At 72.9% G+C, this 19,696-nt stretch carries 17 protein-coding genes; 7 read left to right on the top strand and 10 right to left on the bottom strand.

Features of this window, described 5'->3' with window-relative positions; all coding sequences use genetic code 11:
- Positions 1 to 59 precede the first annotated feature (59 nt).
- Positions 60 to 746 (top strand): excalibur calcium-binding domain-containing protein, encoded by a 687-nt coding sequence (locus NBM05_RS02675; RefSeq protein WP_254164932.1) that lies wholly within the window; start codon positions 60 to 62, stop codon positions 744 to 746.
- Between the two features lie 223 nt (positions 747 to 969).
- On the opposite strand, the gene NBM05_RS02680 is transcribed toward NBM05_RS02675, so the two are convergent.
- From NBM05_RS02680 to NBM05_RS02695, 4 genes are all read right to left on the bottom strand, one after another.
- On the bottom strand, positions 970 to 2,358 hold the full coding sequence (locus NBM05_RS02680) for a GntP family permease (protein ID WP_254164934.1): 1,389 nt from the start codon (positions 2,356 to 2,358) through the stop codon (positions 970 to 972).
- 5 nt (positions 2,359 to 2,363) lie between these two features.
- Positions 2,364 to 3,032, bottom strand: coding sequence for a bifunctional 4-hydroxy-2-oxoglutarate aldolase/2-dehydro-3-deoxy-phosphogluconate aldolase (locus NBM05_RS02685; RefSeq protein ID WP_254164935.1), 669 nt, complete (start codon positions 3,030 to 3,032; stop codon positions 2,364 to 2,366).
- Between the two features lie 114 nt (positions 3,033 to 3,146).
- Positions 3,147 to 4,787, bottom strand: coding sequence for an N-acyl-D-amino-acid deacylase family protein (locus tag NBM05_RS02690; RefSeq protein ID WP_254164936.1), 1,641 nt, complete (start codon positions 4,785 to 4,787; stop codon positions 3,147 to 3,149).
- A 33-nt stretch (positions 4,788 to 4,820) separates the two neighbouring features.
- A complete protein-coding gene (locus NBM05_RS02695; protein ID WP_254164937.1) occupies positions 4,821 to 6,056 on the bottom strand; it encodes an alanine racemase in 1,236 nt (411 codons plus the stop codon).
- A 121-nt stretch (positions 6,057 to 6,177) separates the two neighbouring features.
- Here NBM05_RS02695 and NBM05_RS02700 point away from each other — a divergent pair, with 121 nt between their 5' ends.
- The 5 genes from NBM05_RS02700 (at position 6,178) to NBM05_RS02720 (ending at position 10,444) form a co-directional block, all read left to right on the top strand.
- Positions 6,178 to 7,158: a sugar kinase gene (locus tag NBM05_RS02700; protein ID WP_254164938.1), complete on the top strand. Its 981-nt coding sequence runs from the start codon at positions 6,178 to 6,180 to the stop codon at positions 7,156 to 7,158.
- 2 nt (positions 7,159 to 7,160) lie between these two features.
- The gene (locus tag NBM05_RS02705; RefSeq protein WP_254164939.1) at positions 7,161 to 7,928 is read left to right on the top strand and encodes an IclR family transcriptional regulator; all 768 of its coding nucleotides are present in this window, start codon (positions 7,161 to 7,163) and stop codon (positions 7,926 to 7,928) included.
- Between the two features lie 148 nt (positions 7,929 to 8,076).
- Complete coding sequence (locus tag NBM05_RS02710; protein ID WP_254164940.1) at positions 8,077 to 8,481, top strand: RidA family protein; 405 nt, start codon at positions 8,077 to 8,079, stop codon at positions 8,479 to 8,481.
- A gap of 189 nt (positions 8,482 to 8,670) precedes the next feature.
- Entirely contained in the window at positions 8,671 to 9,444 is a 774-nt protein-coding gene (locus NBM05_RS02715) for a class F sortase (protein ID WP_254164942.1), read from the top strand.
- A gap of 247 nt (positions 9,445 to 9,691) precedes the next feature.
- The gene (locus NBM05_RS02720; protein WP_254164944.1) at positions 9,692 to 10,444 is read left to right on the top strand and encodes a DUF429 domain-containing protein; all 753 of its coding nucleotides are present in this window, start codon (positions 9,692 to 9,694) and stop codon (positions 10,442 to 10,444) included.
- A gap of 16 nt (positions 10,445 to 10,460) precedes the next feature.
- Here the strand turns inward: NBM05_RS02720 and NBM05_RS02725 are convergent, their stop codons facing one another.
- From NBM05_RS02725 to NBM05_RS02740, 4 genes are all read right to left on the bottom strand, one after another.
- Positions 10,461 to 11,123 carry a DUF6320 domain-containing protein gene (locus tag NBM05_RS02725; protein WP_254164946.1) on the bottom strand — a complete coding sequence of 221 codons (663 nt, stop codon included), beginning with the start codon at positions 11,121 to 11,123 and terminating at the stop codon, positions 10,461 to 10,463.
- A complete protein-coding gene (locus tag NBM05_RS02730) occupies positions 11,120 to 11,860 on the bottom strand; it encodes a hypothetical protein (RefSeq protein ID WP_254164947.1) in 741 nt (246 codons plus the stop codon). The genes NBM05_RS02725 and NBM05_RS02730 overlap by 4 nt, the downstream gene beginning before the upstream one ends.
- Before the next feature lie 814 nt (positions 11,861 to 12,674).
- Positions 12,675 to 13,628 carry an alpha/beta hydrolase gene (locus tag NBM05_RS02735; protein ID WP_254164948.1) on the bottom strand — a complete coding sequence of 318 codons (954 nt, stop codon included), beginning with the start codon at positions 13,626 to 13,628 and terminating at the stop codon, positions 12,675 to 12,677.
- A gap of 176 nt (positions 13,629 to 13,804) precedes the next feature.
- Positions 13,805 to 14,785 carry an NAD-dependent epimerase/dehydratase family protein gene (locus NBM05_RS02740; protein WP_254164949.1) on the bottom strand — a complete coding sequence of 327 codons (981 nt, stop codon included), beginning with the start codon at positions 14,783 to 14,785 and terminating at the stop codon, positions 13,805 to 13,807.
- A gap of 172 nt (positions 14,786 to 14,957) precedes the next feature.
- Here NBM05_RS02740 and NBM05_RS02745 point away from each other — a divergent pair, with 172 nt between their 5' ends.
- Entirely contained in the window at positions 14,958 to 15,872 is a 915-nt protein-coding gene (locus NBM05_RS02745; protein ID WP_254164950.1) for a type IV toxin-antitoxin system AbiEi family antitoxin domain-containing protein, read from the top strand.
- Between the two features lie 493 nt (positions 15,873 to 16,365).
- On the opposite strand, the gene NBM05_RS02750 is transcribed toward NBM05_RS02745, so the two are convergent.
- Both NBM05_RS02750 and NBM05_RS02755 read right to left on the bottom strand, forming a co-directional pair.
- The gene (locus tag NBM05_RS02750) at positions 16,366 to 16,806 is read right to left on the bottom strand and encodes a hypothetical protein (RefSeq protein ID WP_254164951.1); all 441 of its coding nucleotides are present in this window, start codon (positions 16,804 to 16,806) and stop codon (positions 16,366 to 16,368) included.
- 63 nt (positions 16,807 to 16,869) lie between these two features.
- Positions 16,870 to 19,425: a GcvT family protein gene (locus NBM05_RS02755; RefSeq protein WP_254164952.1), complete on the bottom strand. Its 2,556-nt coding sequence runs from the start codon at positions 19,423 to 19,425 to the stop codon at positions 16,870 to 16,872.
- Positions 19,426 to 19,696 lie beyond the last annotated feature (271 nt).

Here is a 19,696-nt window from a genome sequence, read left to right on the forward strand (position 1 = left end):
TGTTCGGTACGCACCGAATATTCCATCTCTCACATCTTTGAAGAAGAATGAGGCACTCCGTGAAGAAGACCACCGCCACCGTGGCACTCGCCGCCGCCGTCGGATTCTCCGCCCTCGCGACCACGCCGGCCATGGCCGCCCCCATCGTGTTCAGCAACTGCTCCGAGGCTGCCGCCTACGGTGTCTACAACATCCCCGCGGGTTCGCCCGGCTATGGCGCGCACCTGGATCGTGACAGCGACGGCATCGGTTGCGAGGACAGCACCGTAGTGTACGACGAGACTCTGGTGCCCGGCTACGAGACCCCGGTCGCCGAGCAGCCCGAGGTTCCGGTCGCTCAGCAGCCCACCGATGCCGGAACCACGCCCTTCAAGAACTGCACCGAGGCCCGCAACGCCGGCTACACCAACATCCCCTCCACCTCGCCCTTCTACGGCCCCCACCTGGACCGAGACAAGGACGGCTTCGGCTGCGACGCCGGTGGCGCCGACGAGGTCGACGACGTGACCCCCGAGGTCGGCGACGGCGTGACGGGTGACTGGGGCCAGCAGAACTGGGAGCAGGGGAACTGGGACCAGCAGTGGCCCGCCGCTGACCAGCAGGTCGCCCAGATGCCCGTGGGCGGTGCCGACACCGGCGTCGCACAGGAGTCCTCGAACGGCGCCGGCGCCCTCGCCCTCGGCGGCGGCCTGGCCCTGATCGCCGCGGCCGGCGCCGTCTTCGGCATCCGCCGCGCGCGGGCCTGATCTCTCGGGGCTGAGCTGGTCGGATAGGGAATCCCCTCCCGGGTGGCTCGGCACATGAGACGACCGCCGTGGATGCAGCATCGCATCCACGGCGGTCTTTTCGCATGTGCCTGCGAGGGTAGGCCCTGGGTCCGCGAGAGTCATCGGGACCGGGTCCATCGTCGTCGCACCGCGCCTTCCAGCGTCTCCCCGTCTCGACGAGGCGGGGAGACGGACGGCGGGATCAGACCATCGCCCAGATCCCGGCTGCCACCGCGAACCCGGTCAGCGCCAGCACGGTCTCGAGGACGGTCCAGGTCTTCAGCGTCTGTGCCACCGTCATGTTGAAGTAGCGCTGGATGATCCAGAACCCGCCGTCGTTGACGTGGGAGGCGATCACCGAGCCGCTGGCCACTGCCGCGACGAGCAGCGCGAGCTGCGGCTGCGAATACCCGCCGGACTCCACGGCCGCCTGCAGGATGCCGCCGGTGGTCACGATCGCCACCGTCGCGGATCCCTGGGCGATGCGCAGCCCCGAGGAGATCACGAAGGCGGAGAGGATGAGCGGCCACCCCAGCGAGCTGAGGGAGCCGGCCACGGCCTCGCCGATCCCGGTCGCGGAGAGCACCGCCCCGAAGAACGCGCCCGAACCGATCACCAGCAGCAGCATGCCGACGGGGTTCAGCGCCTTGGAGATGATCGAGGCGATGTCCGAGGAGGAGCGGCCCCGGCGCAGCCCCAGCAGCCACATGGACAGCAGCACCGCGATGGCCAGCGCGATCGCCGGGGTGCCCACGAGGGTCAGGACGTCGCGCAGCGGGCCCTCCGCCAGCAGGATGTTGCCGAAGGTACCGCCGAGGATCAGCAGCAGCGGCAGGCCGATCACGAGCGCCACCACGCCCATGTTCGGCGGCGTCCGGTCCTCGGCCTCCTCCTGGAGCTTGGCCGAGGTGGCGGGGACAAAGGCGTGCACGCGCTTGCCGATCCAGATGCCCCACAGCAGGCCGGAGACAATGAACGCCGGGATGCCGACGGCGAAGCCCATCATCAGCACCCAACCCAGGTCCACCCCGAACAGACCAGCCGCGGCGACCGGTCCGGGGTGCGGCGGCAGGAAGGCGTGGGTCACCGAGAGGCCCGCCAGCAGCGGCATCGCGTACTTGACCAGGGATCCGCCGCCCTGCCGCGCGGCCACGTAGACCAGCGGCGCCAGGACGAAGATGCCGATGTCGAAGAACACGGGGATGCCCAGGACGAACCCGCAGATGCCGATCGCCACCGGCGTCCCTTTGGTCCCGAAGACCCTGGTCAGCCGGGCCAGCAGCACCTCGGCGGCCCCCGAGGACTCGAGCAGCGCGCCGAGCACCGTTCCGAGGCCGATGATGACGGTGATGTGCCCCAGCGTCCCGGCGTACCCCTTCTCCAGGATGGACTGCGATGCGCCGGTCGCGGACCCCACGAGGTCGGCCACCGAGACGCCCCCGGCCAAAGCGGTCAGGATGCCGACGATCAGCAGGGCGATGAACGGCTCCAGCTTGGCCTTGATGATGAGGACCAGGAGCACGGCGACGCTGGCCGCGGCCAGCAGGAGGAGGCCCAGGGTGTCGTTCTGCAGCCAGTCGATGAAGGTCATCGGGGTCACCGTCCCTCTCCGCGCTCGGCGGGCCCGGCGGCGGGAGCGACGCCGGTGGCCCGCTCCACGAACTCGGCGGCGCTCGCGGTGATCTTCGCCCACCGCCCGCCCTCGACGTCGGCGGCCGAGACCACGGAGGACCCGCAGCACACGGCCGTGGCCCCGGCGTCGATGAAGTCCCGGGCATTCCTCTCGTCAATCCCCCCGCTGGGGACGGTGGACAGCCCCGGGAAGGGTCCCTGGAGGTCCTTGACGAACCGCGGTCCGACGACGCCGGCCGGGAAGATCTTCACGTGCTCCGCCCCGAGCTCCCGGGCCCGCAGGACCTCGGTCGGCGTCATCGCCCCGAGGAGCACCGGCACGCCGGCCTCGCGGGCGACCTCGGCGACCTCCTCGATGACGGCGGGGGTGACCAGGAACTGCGCCCCGGCCCCCAGCGCTCCGCGGGCCTGGGCGGCGTCGAGCACGGTGCCCGCACCGACCAGCGTGCCGGGCGCACCGGTGCTGATCGCGTGCAGGTGCGACTCAACGTCGGGCGTGGTGTAGGTCAGCTCCAGGATGGAGACCCCGCCGGCGGCGAGGGCCTCTGCCAGGGCGACGGCGTCGGGGATGCGCTGGGCGCGTACCACCGCGACGACGCGGCTGCTGCGGAGTTGGTCGGTGAACGTGGTCATGAAGGGGTCCTTGTCTGTCGGGATGACGGTGTGCGTGGGTGGGCGGGTTGGAACGGTTGGCCCGGGAGAAGGGGGGGCGCACCGGGTCCGGGGCCCGCAGGGCACAGTGCGGGCTCAGAGGGGCGTGGGCGAGAGCTGGTGGGGCGCGGCCTCCTCGCGGCGCAGCGCCCGGCCGGCGCGCAGGCCGGTCACCCCCTCCGTCGCGTAGGAGAGGGCCCCGTTGACCCACACGGCCCGGATCCCCCGAGCGGGCTGTCGAGGCTTGGCGAAGGTCGAGGCCGCGTCGACCGTCCGCGGGTCGAAGAGCACGAGGTCGGCGGTCCACCCCTCGTGGATCTCGCCCCGATCGCGCAGCCGCAGCCGCCGGGCGGGTCTCCCGGTCAAGTGGTGCACCATCTCCTCGAGGCCCATGAGCCCTTCGTCTCGGACGTAGTGCCCGAGGAAGCGGGGAAAGGTCCCCCACGCCCGAGGGTGCGGCTTGGCGCCGACGAGGATCCCGTCGCTGCCCCCGGTGTGCGCGGGGTGGGCCATGATGGTCCGGACGTTCTCCTCGTGTCCCACGTGCTGCAGGATCCCGGTGCCGAGCCGGTCGGCGGCCATGAGGCGCAGGGCCGTGTCGAACGGGGCCTCGCCGGCCTCCTCGGCGATCTGCCGGACTGTCTTTCCCACGAGACCGGCCAGCTCGGGGCTGCGGACGCCGGAGATCTCCAGCGTCTCGTACTCCACGGTGACGCCGTGGCAGCCGTCCGAGCCGTTGACCTCCATGTCCTCGCGCATCCGCGCGCGGGCCGCGGGATCCTCGAAGCGGGCCAGGATCGCCTCGGTGTCTCCCGCCGCGGCCCACGAGGGGAGCACGGCGGAGAGCGTCGTCGCGCCGGGGAGGTACGGGTAGGTGTCCAGGGTGACGTCGACGCCGCGGGCCAGCGCGGCGTCGACGAGCTCCAGCAGGTCCCCGCCGCGCCCCTTGTTCTCGCCGAAGTTCATGGTGGCGTGCGTCAGGTGCAGCGCGCAGCCGCTGGCCTCCGCCAGGTCGACCATCTCGGCGTAGGCCTCCAGCGCCCCGCGCCCATAGGAGCGGGTGTGGGGCGAGAGGTACCCGCCGTGCCTCGCCAGCACCCCGCAGAGGGCGACCAGTTCGTCCCGGTCCGCGTACATCCCCGGGGTGTAGGTGAGCCCGGTGGACAGGCCCGCGGCGCCGTCGCGCAGCCCATCCTCCAGGAGCGAGCACATGCGCCGGATCTGGCCGGCGTCGGCGGCCCCCTCCTCGAAGCCCATGACCAGGGCGCGCAGCACCCCGTGCGGCACCAGGTACGCCGCGTTGGTGGCGATCCCCGCGGCGTCGAGCTCGTCGAGGTACGCGCGTACGGTGGGCCAGCCGATCTCGCGGTCCTCCGGGTCGTCGTTCCACCCCGCGATCTTCTGCCGCACCACGGCCAGCACCTCGGGCGTGATGGGCGCGTAGGAGAGCCCGTCCTGGCCCAGGACCTCCGTGGTGACCCCCTGGCTCAGCTTGGCGGTGTGCTCGGGGTTCAAGAGGATCTGCAGGTCGGAGTGCGCGTGCATGTCGATGAAGCCCGGCGCCAGGATCAGGCCGGCGGCGTCGAGGTGCTCGGCGTGCTCCCCGGGCTGCAGGGAGCCGGGCCGCGCGAGCGAGCGGATCCGCCCGCCCTCGAGCACGACGTCGGCCTCCCGCCCGGGGGCGCCCGTCCCGTCGACGACGGTGGCGCGGGAGATGAGGGTGCGTGTGGTGTCCATGTCCATGGGGTCCTCCTCGGTCGGTCCCGTGCCTTAGAAGTAGGTGGTGACGAGGTCGGTCACGGTGCCCTCGGCGTCGAGGACCGGCAGCACCGCCCACTTGTCCAGCACCGTGCAGGGGTGCGAGAGGTTCAGCCGCAGCACCTCGCCGACCAGCGGCGCCTCCTGGCCCTCCGCGTAGCGCACGTAGCCGTGCTGGTCGTTGAGCTCGACGACGTCGCCCCGGAACTCCCGCTCCGGGCCGCCGGGGGCCTCGCAGGCCGCCGCGACGGTGGGCAGCCCGACGTCGAAGGACACGTCCCGCCGCCCGACGTCGACGATCGCCAGGCCCGGCTCGGGCTGCGAGACCACTCGCGCCCACCCGGTCATCGCGTTCGCGAACTCGTGCTCGGTGCCGGTCAGCGGGGAGACGCCGCGGCAGAAGCCGGCGTCGTGCACCAGGTAGGCGCCCGCGCGGACGATCACGTCCGCCCCGGTCTCCTCCGCAGCCGGCCGCAGGACCTCGGAGACGACGTCGAAGAACGCGCTGCCGCCCGCGCTCAGGAAGGGGCGCTCGACGTCGTAGAGGCCGGTCGCCCGGCGGTGCAGCTCGGCGACCCGCTCCAGGTACTCGCGGGCGATGTCCAGGTCCGCCTCGGTCCGCTCGTGCGCCAGCGCGCCCTCGTACCCGCCGACCCCGGAGAGCACCAGGTTCGGCGCCCGGTGGACGGCGCGGGCGACGTCGAGCGCCTCCTCGACGGTCCGGGCCCCGGTGCGGCCGCCGACCCCGCCGAGCTCGACCATGACCTCGAGCGGGCCCGCCGCGGCGTGCTCGCCCAGCAGCTCCACGGTCCGCACGGAGTCGGCCCAGGAGACGAGCCGCACGCCCTCGGCGGACTCGGCCGAGGCCCAGGCGATGTCCGCCGGGGACGTCAGCGAGTTGGCGAGCATCAGCGTGCGGTGCCCGAACCGGCGGGCGACCCGCAGCTGCGGCACGTTGGCCAGGGTGATGCCCCAGGCGCCGTGGTCGAGCTGCAGCTGCCAGAGCTGCGGGGACATCGTGGTCTTGCCGTGGGGGGCCAGGGCGACGCCGTGGTCGCGGCACCACGTGGCCATGGTCCGGGCGTTGTGGTTCAGGGCCTGCTCGTCGAGCGTGACCAGGGGCGTGTTCAGCTCGGTTGCGGGGGTCCCGAGGACGCCCCGGTCGCCGGACGCGAGATCGCGACCCCCGAGGGCCTTGTTGGCGCCGTGCGACGGGCGGTCCAGGGGCTGGTGGGGTGTGGGGAGCATAGTGATCTTTCCTCCGTCGATGAGGTTCGTTGCGTATTTTGCAACGGCAGTTGCAAAAACCTGAGTCTATGTCTAGTGTCACACTCGAAAGTTGTCAACGGTTCGGGAACAGGAGGCCCTCATGCCGCACGCTGTCTGCCTCGGCGAGACGATGGCCGTCATGTCGCCAGGTCAAGCGGGGGATGGATCCATTCGCACGCTGTCCTGCACGGCGGGCGGCGCCGAGTCCAACGTGGCCGCCGGCCTCGAGGCGGCAGGTGTGCCGACTTCCTGGATCTCGCGGCTGGGGACGGACCCACTCGGGGACCTGATCCTGGAGGAGATCGGCGGGGCCGGCGTCGACGTCGGCGCCGTGGTCCGCGACCCGGACCGGCTCACCGGGCTGTACCTGAAATCGCGGCGGGGCGAGGCGGGCAAGAGCGAGGTGTTCTACTACCGCGAGGGCTCGGCCGCATCGGCGATGACGCCCGCGCTGCTGGACGACGCCGAGGCGGCCCGCCGCCTGACCACCGCGGATCTCGTGCACACCTCCGGGATCACCGCCTCCCTCTCGGACGGGTGCTCCGATCTGCTGGAGGCGCTGTTCTCCCGCCCCCGGACCGCCCGGGTGTCCTTCGACGTCAACTACCGTCCCTCGTTGCCGCGGGTCTCACCCCAGGACCTGCTGAACCTGGCCCGGCGGGCCGACGTCGTGTTCGTCGGGGCCGACGAGGCGCGGGCGGCGTGGGGGGCGGAGGACGTCGAGGACGTCTTCGCCGCGCTCCCGGACGTCCCGTGCCTCGTGGTCAAGGACGACGCGCGCCGCGCGCTGTGCCGGCTCGACGGCTCGGTCAGCGCGGTCCCATCCCTCGAGGTCCGGGTGGTCGACGCCGTGGGGGCGGGCGACGCGTTCGCGGCGGGCTTCCTGGCGGGGCTCCTCCGGGGGGACGACGCCGTCCGCTGCCTGCGCCGCGGTCACCTCCACGCGTCCGCCGCGCTGACCACCACGGCGGACCGCGCGCTGCCACCGGCTGAGAAGACTTTGAACGCCCTGCTCGCGGTGACCGAAGATGAGTGGAAGAGCATCCGCGTGGACGAGTCGGGTGTGCACCGTGGAGGTTGACCTTGAGCCAAGTCCTGGGCCGTGCGATGGACATTCTGGACCACCTGGCGAGCGAGCCGTCCTCGCTCGCCGAGCTGAGCCGCGTGTTCGACGTGCACAAGACCACGATCATGCGCGTGCTGCATGCGCTGGAGGAGCGCCACTACGTGGTGAGGTATCCGGACGAGAGGTACCACCTCGGTCACGGGCTCTACTCGCTGGCGTCGGCGGCGGCGACCGGCCGGGGCATCCAGGTCGCCGCGCACCCGCATCTGGTGCGGCTGAACATGGACATCGGGCACACGGTGCACCTCGCCGCCCTGGAGGGCGACGAGGTGGTCTACATCGACAAGGTCGAGCCGCGAACGCCGGTGCGCATGTACTCCCGCGTGGGGCTCTCGGCGTCGCTGAACTCTGCGGCGGTCGCGAAGATCCTGGCAGGAAGCCTGGGCCGGGCGGATCGGGAGCGGCTGCTCGTGCGCGCGGACCTCGCCGAGCGCACCCCGCACACCCTCACGACGCCGGAGCAGGTGCTCGCCGCGTGGGACGAGGCGAGCCTGCGCCACTGGGCGGCGGACCGCGAGGAGCACGAACGGCTGGTGCACTGCGTCGCGGTCCCGATCTACGGCGCGGACGGCACGGTGTGGGCGGCGCTGTCCGTCACGGTGCCGACCATGGTCCTGGACTTCGGGCAGCTGACGGCGATGCTGCCGCGCCTGCACGAGGCCGCGCGCGCGATCTCGGCCGACCTGGGGTTCAGGGGCGAGGTGCCGGCTCCCGAGGTGGAGTAGGGACCGTCTTGTCCGGGGTCCGAGAGGCCGGGGCCAAAGCGGCCGTCGTCGGGCGCTCGCCTCTGCGCCCTCCGGCTGGGGCGGCGTCCGACCGCGCCGCCGGCCACCAGTTTTCCGTCATCAACGACATCGACAGAAGGGAGTCGCCATGAGCGACAAGCAGATCGTGACCACCGACCAGGCGCCGGCCCCGGCGTACGTCTTCTCGCAGGGGATCCGCATCGGCAACATGCTGCAGGTCTCGGGGCAGGGCCCGAAGGATCCGGAGCTCAACGAGTACATCGGCGCGGGCGACGTGAAGGTCCAGACCACGCGGACTCTGGAGAACGTCCGCGCCATCGTGGAGGCCGGCGGCGCCTCGATGGAGGACGTGCTGATGCTGCGCGTCTACCTAACCAAGCGCGAGGACTTCGCGGCGATGAACGAGGCCTACGCGGAGTTCGTGGAGAAGTACGTGCCGTCCAAGAAGTTCCCGTCCCGCACCACCGTCTTCGTGGGTCTTCCGGACGAGCCGATGCTGGTGGAGATCGACGCCGTCGCCGTCGTGGCGTAGCTCGGGGCCCGCCGCCTTCGTATCGCGCGGCGGACCTCCCGGTCCCGAGGCCTGCGGTCGAGGGCGGTGCGAGATCCGCCGCGTGCCATCATTCGGCCGCGTGCCGTCATTCCGCCGGGGTCCGGCACCCGCCGCGCGCGGGCCCGGTCCTCGCCGGTCTGCCGACCCGCTCGGATTATCCTGATTCGTATGATCAGCTCACCGACCGGCCGCCGTGGATGCCTCGCAGCATCCGCGGCGGCCGTTCTGCTCGCCCTGACCGCCTGCGGCGGGGGAGGGGGCTCCGCGGAGTCCACACCCGCCCCGTCGGAGACCTTCGTCGTCTCGGACACCCCGTCGGACGAGGGGACGACGCCGTCCGCCTCCGCCATACCGTCCGCCTCCGAGACGCCCGAGCCCTCCGCCCCCGAACCCGACGCCGCGACCTCCGCCGCGCCGTCCGAACCGGGCGACGCCACCCCGGACGCCCCGGCACCCAGCGACGCGGCGCCCACCCTCCCGCCGGGCATGGCGGCCTCCGACCCGGTCTCGGTGCAGATTCCCCTGACCGGCGTCGACTCCCAGCTGATGCACCTGGGCCTGCGGGACAACGGCTCGCTCGAGGTGCCGCCCGGTGAGCCCGGGTCCCCCGCCGCCTGGTACGACGGCTCTCCCGCCCCCGGCGACCGCGGCCCCGCCGTCCTGCTGGGCCACGTCAACGACACCGAGGGCGGCAACGGCGTCTTCGCCGGCCTGCGGGACCTCTCGCCCGGCGACGAGGTCGAGGTCGCCCGCGAGGACGGCAGCACCGCGACCTTCCGCGTCGAGTACGGCGAGCAGTACGCCAAGAACGAGTTCCCCACCGAGAAGGTCTACGGCAACACCATCGGTTCCGAGCTCCGCCTGATCACCTGCGACGGCTACGACCCGGCCACCGGGGAGTTCGACGACAACTACGTCGTCTACGCGCAGCTCGTCGCGTGAGGCCGAGGCGCGGGTGCCGTATGAGGCCGGAACGCAGGCGCAGCATGAGGCTGGAACGCGGACGCCGTATGAGGCCGGAACGCGGTTGCCGCGTCCGGCCGATGCCCGCGGCAGGCTCTTGCCCCCGCCCCGAATGGTCGGGCCCCCACCCCCTCGGCGCCGAAGCGTGCCCCACCGGGACGCTCGGACGGATCCGCCGACCTGATCCCCCTGAGCCCGCCGCCGCATCGTCCGCGGGGACCCGGCCATGACCGTCACCGTCGGCGTCGACCTCGCCGCCAGCGACGCCAAGACCGCGACCGCGGCCCTGGCTTGGAGCCCCGGGGGCGCCCGCCTGCTCGACGTCGTTGTGGGGGCTTCCGACGCCGACGTCGTGCGCTCCGCATCCGGTGCCGAGGCCGTGGGCATCGACTGCGCCCTGGGATGGCCGCGCGAGTTCGTGGAGTTCCTGACGGCCTACCGGAACGGTGCGATCCCGCCCCGCGAGGTCGGCGGGGCCGAGTGGCGGCGGCGCCTGTCCTTCCGGGAGACCGACCGGGTGGTCCGCGAGGTCACCGGCCGCTGGCCGCTCAGCGCCGCCACGGACCGGCTCGGCGTCACGGCCCTGCGCTGCGCGGAGCTGCTCGCCGCCTTCGAGGCCGAGGACGGCCGTGCCGTGGACCGCTCGGGCGCGGGCCGGCACGCGGAGGTGTACCCGGCCGCCGCGCTCAGGATCTGGGGCCTGTACACCGCGGGGTACAAGGTGCGCGAGGACGCCCGGGAGGACCTGCTCGCCCGCCTGCTGGAGCGGGCGCCGTGGCTCGAGGTCTCCGCGGCCCAGCGGCGCGAGCTGGTCCGCACCGACCACGCCCTCGACGCCGTGCTGGCCGCGCTCAACGCCCGGGCCCACCGGATCGGGGTCACGCTCGAGCCGCCCGCCGAGATGCGCGAGCTGGCGCGCGAGGAGGGGTGGGTGGCGCTGCCGACCGGTCCGCTGGAGGGCCTGGACCCGCGCGGCTAGGGCGCCCTGCAGCCCCTCAGAGGTGCAGCCGCTTGGCCAGCTCATGCCGGACCTCCGGCCCCCGGGTGAGCTGCAGCAGCGCCAGCGCCACGACGCCGAGCGCGCCGCAGATGGCCGAGGGGGCCGGCTGCTGCACCCACCCGAAGACGAGGAACACGATGGGCGCCAGGCCGAGGATCGCCGTCAGCCCGCTGTAGAGGACGTGCTCTCCCGCCTCGATGCGCATCAGGCGCACCGTGATCAGCAGGGCGAGGATGGAGGACCCGCAGACGATCGGCACCGCGTACGCCAGCGACCAGCCGTGCCACCCGGTCAGGTAGTCCCAGTACACGCAGACCAGCCCGACGAGGACCACGAGGTACACGGTCCCCTTGGCCACGTTGCGGCGCTTGCGCACCGCCATCAGCACCACCAGCCACAGGGTCGCGACGCCCAGCCACACGGAGCGGAGCGCCCCCAGGTCGCTGAAGCGGCTGAAGAGCAGCTGGGCGAGGAACGAGGCGAGGATGGCCGCGAGCGAGGTGAGGAACAGCGCCCGCAGCACGCGGCGTCGCGAGAACCTGAGCGGGACGGCCGGCAGAGGGCTGCGGACCGCCTCCCCGCCGAGGGGCTCCCCGCAGAGGGGGCAGCGGGTCCAGTCCCCCTCGACGTCGACGGCGCACGCCTCGCAGCGCTTCATCGCTCTCCCTCCGCGATGTCGGCCTCGGTGACGCGGGCAGCTGCCACCGTCACGCGGACCCCGCTCGCGGTGAGCATCCGGGCGAACTCCCTGACGTGGTCGGTCTCGACGAAGGGGGAGGTGAAGCTGACCGTGAGCAGGCCCGCGTGCGAAATTGCGCAGAACTGCGGGCGGACCGCCGAGACGTGGAACAGCATCCTTCCCACGCCCGCCTCGGCCGGCTCGGGCAGCACCACGCGGCCCAGGTTCGAGACCGCAACGCTCAGGCCGCGGTTGGTGCCCCAGTTGATCAGCCTCAGGATCGCGTCCTTGGCCACGCGCGGCATGACCCGCAGCAGCGGCGCCCGCTCGAACCGGATGAAGCGGCGCAGCTTCCGCTCCAGGGACGCGGTGGTGGCCTGCGGGAGGAACTGGCGCTCGAGGTTCCGGCAGATGGTCCCGAGGTCGTCGGGGCCCTCGCCGTAGGTGTGCTCCACCCGGGCGGTGGCGAAGAAGTTGCGCGCCGACGTCGAGGGGAAGAACTGGCGGAGGTTCACCGGGATCGACGCCGCGACGGTGCGGGACCTCCCGAGCCCACCCGCCGAGACGCGGAGGGACTCGAAGAACAGGGCCGTGAGGAACATCGTGAGCGAGACGCCCTCGGCGCGCGCCAGGGCGAGTGCCTCGGCGGCGGACAGGGTGAGCTCGACGGCGTGGGTGCGGTGGTCGGGCGTGCGGGTGCCCTTGACCCGGTGCACCCTCTGCGCGGGGGGACGCGCCAGCCGGTCGATTCTGCGGAGTGCGGAGGTCGCCCGTGCCGGGCGGTCCTCCTCGGGCGGCGCGGCGGGGTCCGTGCGCGCGGCGGAGGCGGCGGGCCCGGCGGGGCGTCCGGCCGCGGGCCCGGGAGGCGTCCGGCCGTGGGCTCGGCGAGGCGGCCGACGTCGGGCTCGATCGCGGGGGCGGCGCGGTGGCGGTGGCGGCGTCGTCGTCGGAAGTAGTGGGCGAAGCTGTCGGTCGTGAGCTCGTGGACGGTCTCCGCCGTGTCGCGGTCGGGATCGGCTGCCGCCGCGGACCGGCCTCGGGCGTGCCGCGGTCCGGCGGGCGGGCCGGGCCCACCGGGTGCCGCGCCTGCGCCGTCGAGGGCGGGCGCCTGCCCGGGCTCCCGCAGCCGGAGGTAGGCGGTCACGAGGTCGGTGATGAACCACAGGGCGCCCGTCCCGTCCGAGAGGGCGTGGAAGATCTCGAGCACGATGCGTCGGCGGTGGTGGACCACGCGGAACAGCAGGGTGCGCCGCCCCTCCTGGTAGAGGGGTGCGCAGGTGGGCTGGTCCTCCGCGGTGACGAGCGGCCGCAGGTCGCTGTCCTGCAGGTAGTGCCAGAACACGCCGCTGCGCAGCACCGCGTGGTAGAGCGGGTACCGCTCGTACGTCGCGTCCAGGGCCTGCTGCAGGAGCCGCGGGTCGACGTCGTGGTCGAGCTCGGCGCTCAGGCGGAACACCTTGGGGTCGACGTCGCTGCGGGCGGCGAGGAAGATGTTGGAGGCGTTGTCGAGCCGCACCCAAGCCCGGCGCGTCACGCCGGGCCCCTCGCAGCGGGCGCCGAGTCCTCGTCGAGGAACCGGTTGACCGTCTCGTAGGCCTCCCGGAGCGGCCGTGAGAAGCGGGGCAGGGTGATGAACCCGTGCAGCGCACCGTCCACGCGATGGGTGCGCACCGTGTTCCCCGCCTCCTCCAGGGCTCGGCCGTAGGCCTCCCCCTCGTCGCGCAGGAGGTCCAGCTCGGCGGTGATCAGCAGGCTCTTCGGCTGCCCCGAGTGGTCCGCCGCGTTCAGGGGCGCGATCAGCGGATCCCGTCGCTGCACCGGGTCCGGGGCGTAGAGCTCGAAGTAGTCCTGGATCTCCGTGTTGGTCAGCCGGTAGTCGCTGCCGTGGTCGCGCACCGACTCGAAGGGCGAGGTCGCCGGGTCGTGGTCCCAGTGCGTCACCGGGTACAGCAGGATCTGCCGGCTCGCCCTGCGCAGGCCGGCGTCCCGGAGCCGCAGGGAGACCACCGCGGCGAGGTTCGCCCCCGCGGAGTCGCCCACCAGGACGATCCGGCCGGCGTCGTCGATCCCCGCCCGCCGCGGATCCTCCAGCAGGAGCCGGGCGACGCGGTAGCAGTCCTCGAGCCCGGCGGGGAACGGGTGCTCCGGGGCCAGCCGGTAGTCCACCGAGGCGACGACGCAGCCGGTGAGGTCGGCCATCGCGGCGCACGCCGGGGTGTAGCTCTCGATGTCCCCGGTGACCCATCCGCCGCCGTGGAAGAAGAGCAGGACGTCGTCGCGTCGCCGTTCCCTCGGCTGGAAGATGCGGACGGGGATCCGGTGGGAGCCGTCCTCGGACACGATCTGCCGGTCCAGCGTGTGGTAGCGCGAGGGCGGCAGCGCGGCCAGGCGGTGCTGGAGGCGGCGGACTTTCTCGTAGTCCTCGCGCATGTTCACCCGCGGGGCGGAGAACAACCGCAGCGCCGCGCGGATCACTCGGTTCATGGGCGGGCGGTGGGCTGGGGGCGGGGCGGTTCCATCGTCCCAGCCTAGCCTGGTCGCGGGACGGCGGGACGGCGGGACGGCGGGACGGCGGGACGGCGGGGCGGCGGGGAGGCCGGGCGGGCCGGGCGAGGCGGGTGGACCGGCCGGGCAGGCGCCCCACCCCCGGCGTCGGCCCGTCACCCCGCCCGCAGCGCCTCGTCGTCCCGCCGCGCGTCCGCCTCGGTCCACCCGGCGTCCTCCGGCGGGTTCGCCAGATGCCAGCGCACCGACTCCGCGACCCGCCGCTCCGGCTCGCCGGGGTCCCACCCCAGCAGCCGCCGGGCCCGCTCCACGGACGCGAGGACGTGCTGCGCCGGGGCGCCGGTGAGGGCCAGGTCGGGCGGCAGCGCCTCCTCCGGGACGCGCACCAGCTCGAGCGGGGCCCCGGCCGCCCGGGCGATCTGCTCCATCCACGCCCGGATCGGCGCCGTGGCTGGCTCCGCGAGGTTGACGGCCAGTCCGTCCGCGGCGCGCGTGTCCAGGGCGGCGAGCACGCCGGTGGCGACGTCGTCCACGTGGGCCCGGCTCCACAGCAGGTTCCCGGCGCCCACCGGCACCTCGCGGCGTCCGGCCCGGATCCGGCGGAGCACGAGCTCCTCGCGCCGCTGCGGGTCGTGCGGACCGTAGACCATGGGCAGGCGCAGGACGACGGCGCCGCGCGGCAGCCACAGCTCCTCGACGTCGAGCTTCTCGTAGTCCTCCGGGACGCCGGCGAGCCCGGCCCCGCGGTAGGGGCGGCGCTCGCGGCGCGTCTCGGCGTCCTCCGCCAGCGGCACGGGCGACTCGAAGCGGCCGTTCCGCAGCCCGTCGAAGGCCTGGTACACGTCCTGGCTGGAGAGCACGACGGCGGGGACCTCCGGCAGGACGGGGAGGACGGCGCGGACGTCGTCGGCGGTCATGGCATAGGCGTCCACGAGGGTGTCGGGGGCGAAGCGGCGGATCCGGTCCGCGTGCTCGGCCAGACGACGCCGCTCGGTCCGCAGGTGCTCGACCGGGACCCACGGCGAGGGCTCGTGGCGGCCGCGGTGCACCACGAGGACGGCGTCGCCGCGCTCGTGCAGGCGTTCGACGACGCGCCGGCCGATGAACCGGGTGCCGCCCAGGACGAGGACCCTCATGACCCAGGTATATCCGGCGTGTTCTGGGCGCGCAATGGATGCAAGCCGCCCCAACGGAGCGGAGGATCTTCAGCAGGAGGGAAGATGCGCCTCTGGCGACCCTTCAGGAACCGGGTTATCTTGAAAGATAACAGTTATAGGTTACATATCGAGCAAGATAAGGAGGTGGCTCGTGAAATCAATCCAGGCATTGACCGTCCTCGAGGAGCTCGGCGGCGCTCAGTGGGGTCTTGTCACCTCCGCGCAGGCGGTCAGCCGCGGAGTGGATCGGGTGACCCTGGGGCGTCTGGCCGACAGAGGCGCGGTGCAGCGCCTCCGGCACGGGGTCTACGCACTGCCTTCTGCGGGCTCCGGGCCCTTGCAAGATGTCCGGGCCGCCTGGCTCGCGACCGGTCCCTCCCTCGATGCCGACGAACGAGCCCTGGGGGAGCCAGAAGTGGTGGTCTCGCATCTGTCCGCCGCCGTCGCGCACGGGCTGGGGGATCTCCTCGCTTCCCATCATCACTTCACGTCTCCGGTGCGGCGGCAGACGTCGCAGCTGGACGTGAGGTTTCATCGCTCGTCGCTGGTCGCCGGTGACTGGGTACTCCTCGACGGCCTGCCCGTGACCTCCGTCGTGAGGACCGTGGCCGACCTCGTGCGGGATGGGATCGACGTCGACCACCTCGCACCCGTCCTCCGAGACGCCCTCCAGGTCGCCCCGGGCACGTACGGCGCGTTGGCTGAGGCCCTCTCGCCTGCCGCGGCGATGTACGGCCACGGCAGTGGTGAAGACCTCGTCGCCTCGTGTCTCAGGAGCGCTGGCCTGCCGGAGACGGCTCAGGACGTTCTCGAGCATCAGTCCGAGGCGTGGGGGCGCGCGATCGCGTCGCAGGTTCAGCGGAGCATCGAACCCTCGCTGCGGCAAGCCTTTCAACAGGTGGCCCTCGCCTCTCCGGCAACCGCGGACCAGGTGACGGATGCATGCGCCGCGCTGATCGCGTCGTCCTTCTGGGACGCCCTGCGGGACCTGGAGGGCCAGGGCAACCCGCTCCTGTACATCGCGGAGTCCCCCGGACACGGAGGACGCCGCGCCCCACGGCGATGACCGCGCCGGATCCGGGATGGGAGGCCGCCTACCCCCGGGCCGCCCGGGACTTCGCGGAGTTCCCGCCGGGCCTCCGTTCGCTCCGGAGCTCGCTGGAGGTGGCGGCGCGTTGCCTCGAGGAGGTGCTGGGCCGGTCGCGCGCGAGTGGCATCTGGGATCCCGCGGTGCAGGCGTGGAAGCCTGCACCCGACAGCTGAATCCCACGGCTCGCCGACGCGCGGCCCGAATTATCGACGACCGAAGCGCCCGGGGCGTCCCGAGCGGGAGGAACCCGTGACGGCGACCAGCCCAGAGACGCTCAGCGCCACGACGCCGGTCACGACGACTAGGAAGCCGCCCGTACCTAGGACTGCGCGCAGCGTCACGGCGAGGGCCACTGCGATCCAGGCCGCCGCGACCGCCCATCTCAGCCGATCAGTCCCGCGCGGGTTCGCGGGGCGGCCCTCGCGGGGACCCTCGGGAGGCGGCGGCGTCGTCATTGAATGGGGATCGCTCACGAGCCGGCCCGCCTCGCGGCATCCCGTGTTCGTCGGCGCCGGGAAACTCCCACTGCTCCTGCGGCAGCGGCGCCCAGCCCCACGCTCAGGACCAACGTGATGCCGGCTTCCAGAGGGTCCGGCGAGCCCCACACGCCGGGCAGGGCGTAGAGCAGACAGGCGGCCGTGGTGAAGGCGAAGGCCTTGGCGGGATGGGTCAGCACCTCCTGCATCAGCCCGACGGGGCGGAGGGGCGGGATCGCGCAGCAGGCGATAATCGCGACCGGCACCGTGGCTGCCAGCAGCGTTATCGGCATGGAGACCGTCCCACCGCCGGTCAGCACCCGTACCAAGACCTCGCGGGCCGCTCCGAGCAGGAGCGCCGCCAGCAACGGCGCACCCCACCTGCACGAGCGGCGCTGGAGGATCGAGCGGTCCTCAGTCCGGAAAGGGGTCAACGGAGCGTCCTCTCGGCTCGATGTCGGCTCGGGCGGGCGCACGACGTCGCCCGCCCGCTCCCCTCAGGATCGCATCCGCGCCGCCGTCGGGTCGAACAGGGGCTCTTCGGCGACGACCGCGGCGAAGCGCTCGTCGAAGTACGCGACCTCGACCTCCGCCCCCGGCTCCGCCAGCTCGGCCGGCAGCCAGGCGTAGGCGATCGAGTGCCCGGTCGAGTAACCCTGGTCCGCGCTGGTCACGTACCCCACGGGCCGCTCGCCGGCCGCGGCCCCGCCGGAACGGTAAACCGGCTCGTGCCCCAGCAGCACCCGCGAGGGGTCGCACAGGGTCAGGCAGGTCAGCCGGCGCTCGGGCGGTCCCATCGCCTCCAGCCGCTCCGCCGCCGCGCCCTTGACCGCGAAGGCGATGCCGGCCTCGGCGGCCGTGTGCTCCCGGTGCATGTCCGTGCCCCACAGGCGCATGCCCTTCTCGAGCCGCATGCTCTCGAAGGCCCGGCGCCCCACGGGGAGGATCCCGTGCTCGGCGCCCGCGTCCATGATGGCGTCCCACAGGAAGCGCCCGAACTCGGCCGGCGCGTAGAGCTCCCAGCCCAGCTCGCCCACGTAGCTCAGCCGCAGCGCCAGGACCGGCACGCCCACGACCCGCAGCTCCCTGCAGCGGTAGAAGCGGAAGGCCTCGTGGGAGACGTCCTCCTCGACCAGCTGCGCGAGGATCGCCCGAGCGTTCGGCCCCCACAGCCCCAGGCCGCAGGACCCGGACCCGGCGTCGGCCACCCGGATGGACCCCGACGCCGCCGCCCCGCGCTCCTCCGCGAGGTCGGCCAGGAGCTGCCGCCGCACCCACGTCTCGTCCTGGTGCCCGTTGACCCCGAGGTGGTAGCTCTCCTCCCCGGTCCGGGCGATCGTGATGTCCGAGAGCACGCCCCCGGCGTCGTCCTGCATCAGCGCGTAGACCACGCTGCCCACGGTCTTGCCCACCGGCCGGCTCAGCCGCCCCCGCTCCGCCAGCCCGTTGAGGAAGTCGGTGGACCCCGCCCCCGAGACCGTCAGCCGCGGCAGCGAGGACATGTCCACCAGGCCCGCCGACTCGCGCAGCCCGCGCGCCTCGACCGCCACGGTGGGGCTCCAGTACCGCGCCGACCAGGCGTCGCGCTCCGGCAGGGGCCGCTCGCCCAGCATCGGCTCGGCCCGGCCCGCGTTCGCCTCGTACCAGAGCGGGCGCTCCCACCCGTTGGCCGAGCTGAACACCGCGCCCAGCTCCCGCTGCCGCTCGTAGAACGGGGAGGTGCGGATGCCGCGCAGCCGCAGCGTCGCGGACTTGGGGTGCACGACGTCGTACACCTCGTCGTAGGACTCCTCGCCCTGCTCGCGGGCCCACCGCTGGGAGGTCAGGGCCGGGTCGAAGCGGGAGAGGTCGAGGTCGTGGGTGTCCATGCCCGGGTCGCCGGTGGTGATCCAGTCGGCCATCACCTGCCCCACGCCCGCGGACTGCGTGACCCACACCGACTGGGCCATCCACAGCCCCTCGAGGCCCGGCACGGGGCCCATCAGCGGCCCGCCGTCCGGGGTGAAGGAGAAGATGCCGTTGAAGCTCATCGACTCGTCGAGCTCGGCCCCGCGCAGCCCGGGCAGCAGCCGTTGGGCCTCCTCCCACGTGGACTCGTAGTCCTCGCGGGTGAAGTCGTGGATCGCCGGGTGCACGCCGCTGGCCAGGAACCGGTCCGGGTCCGCGATCATCTCGTCCGGGACCGGCAGGGGCCGGTGCTCGTAGGCGCCGATCGCGATCCGGTCGCCCCACTCGCGGAAGTACATCGCGTGCCCCTGGTGCCGCAGCATCGGCCTCACGACCTCGGTCGCGGCGTCGACGTCCGTCAGCGAGGGGACGGGGGTGCTGAAGCCGAAGCCGTGCTCCACGGGCAGCATGGGCAGGTCCGTGCCCAGCATCCGCCGCGCCATCTTGGGCCCCCAGAGCCCCGCGCAGGAGACCACGACGTCGGCCGGCAGCGTCTCCGGCGGGCTTCCCGAGCCGACCGGCACGACCTCGACGCCGGTGACCCGCCCGCCCTCGCTCCTGATCCCCGTGACCTCGGTCTGGGCGAGGATCCTCGCGCCGCCGGCCACGGCCCGCTCGGCCTGGAACTGCACCGCGCGGATGCCCTTCACGACGGCGTCGGTCGGGGTGTGCATGCCGAGCAGCACCTCCGAGGTGTCCAGCCCGGGCCAGAGCCTCCCGACCTCCTCGGCCGAGACCAGCTCGGCCGGCACGCCCCACGAGCGGGCGAAGCCGTGGCGCCGGTGCAGCTCGCGGACGCGCTCGGGCGTCGTCGCGATCTCCAAGCCGCCCACGCGCTTCATGACCCACTCGCCCTCGACCTCGCAACCGTCCAGCTTGTCCAGCGTCCGCTGGGCGAGCAGGCACATGGACCGGCTCGGCGAGGTCTGGAAGACGAAGCCGGGCGCGTGCGAGCTCGACCCGCCGGTCACGTACAGCGGCCCCTGCTCGACGACGGTGACGTTGCGCCACCCCCGCAGCACCAGCTCGTCCGCGACCGCGGCCCCCACCACGCCGAGCCCGACGACGACGACGCGCGCCTCCGCTCCGGACCGAGTCTCTGCCATGCCGGACCCTCCTGATCTCTCGAGAACGCACCGGGGAGGAGCCCTCGGTGTGTCTTAGGCGATAACAGTACGGATAGCCGAATCCGGTCGGCAAGAGTTTTCGGGGGATCGCATAAAAATTATCGTTCGGAAGTCATTTGGTGCCCCGGTAAACAAACAGCACGCTGATCTGTTATTTGTACTTATTTCCCCAGCACGCTGATGATTTGACGACCCCGGGATCGGCGTCGCGGCGGCTCCCCGGCGACTCCCAGGGGGCTCGCAGATCCGC

It is taken from the genome of Rothia santali, from assembly GCF_024199905.1.
GTDB classification, from domain to species: domain Bacteria; phylum Actinomycetota; class Actinomycetes; order Actinomycetales; family Micrococcaceae; genus Rothia; species Rothia santali.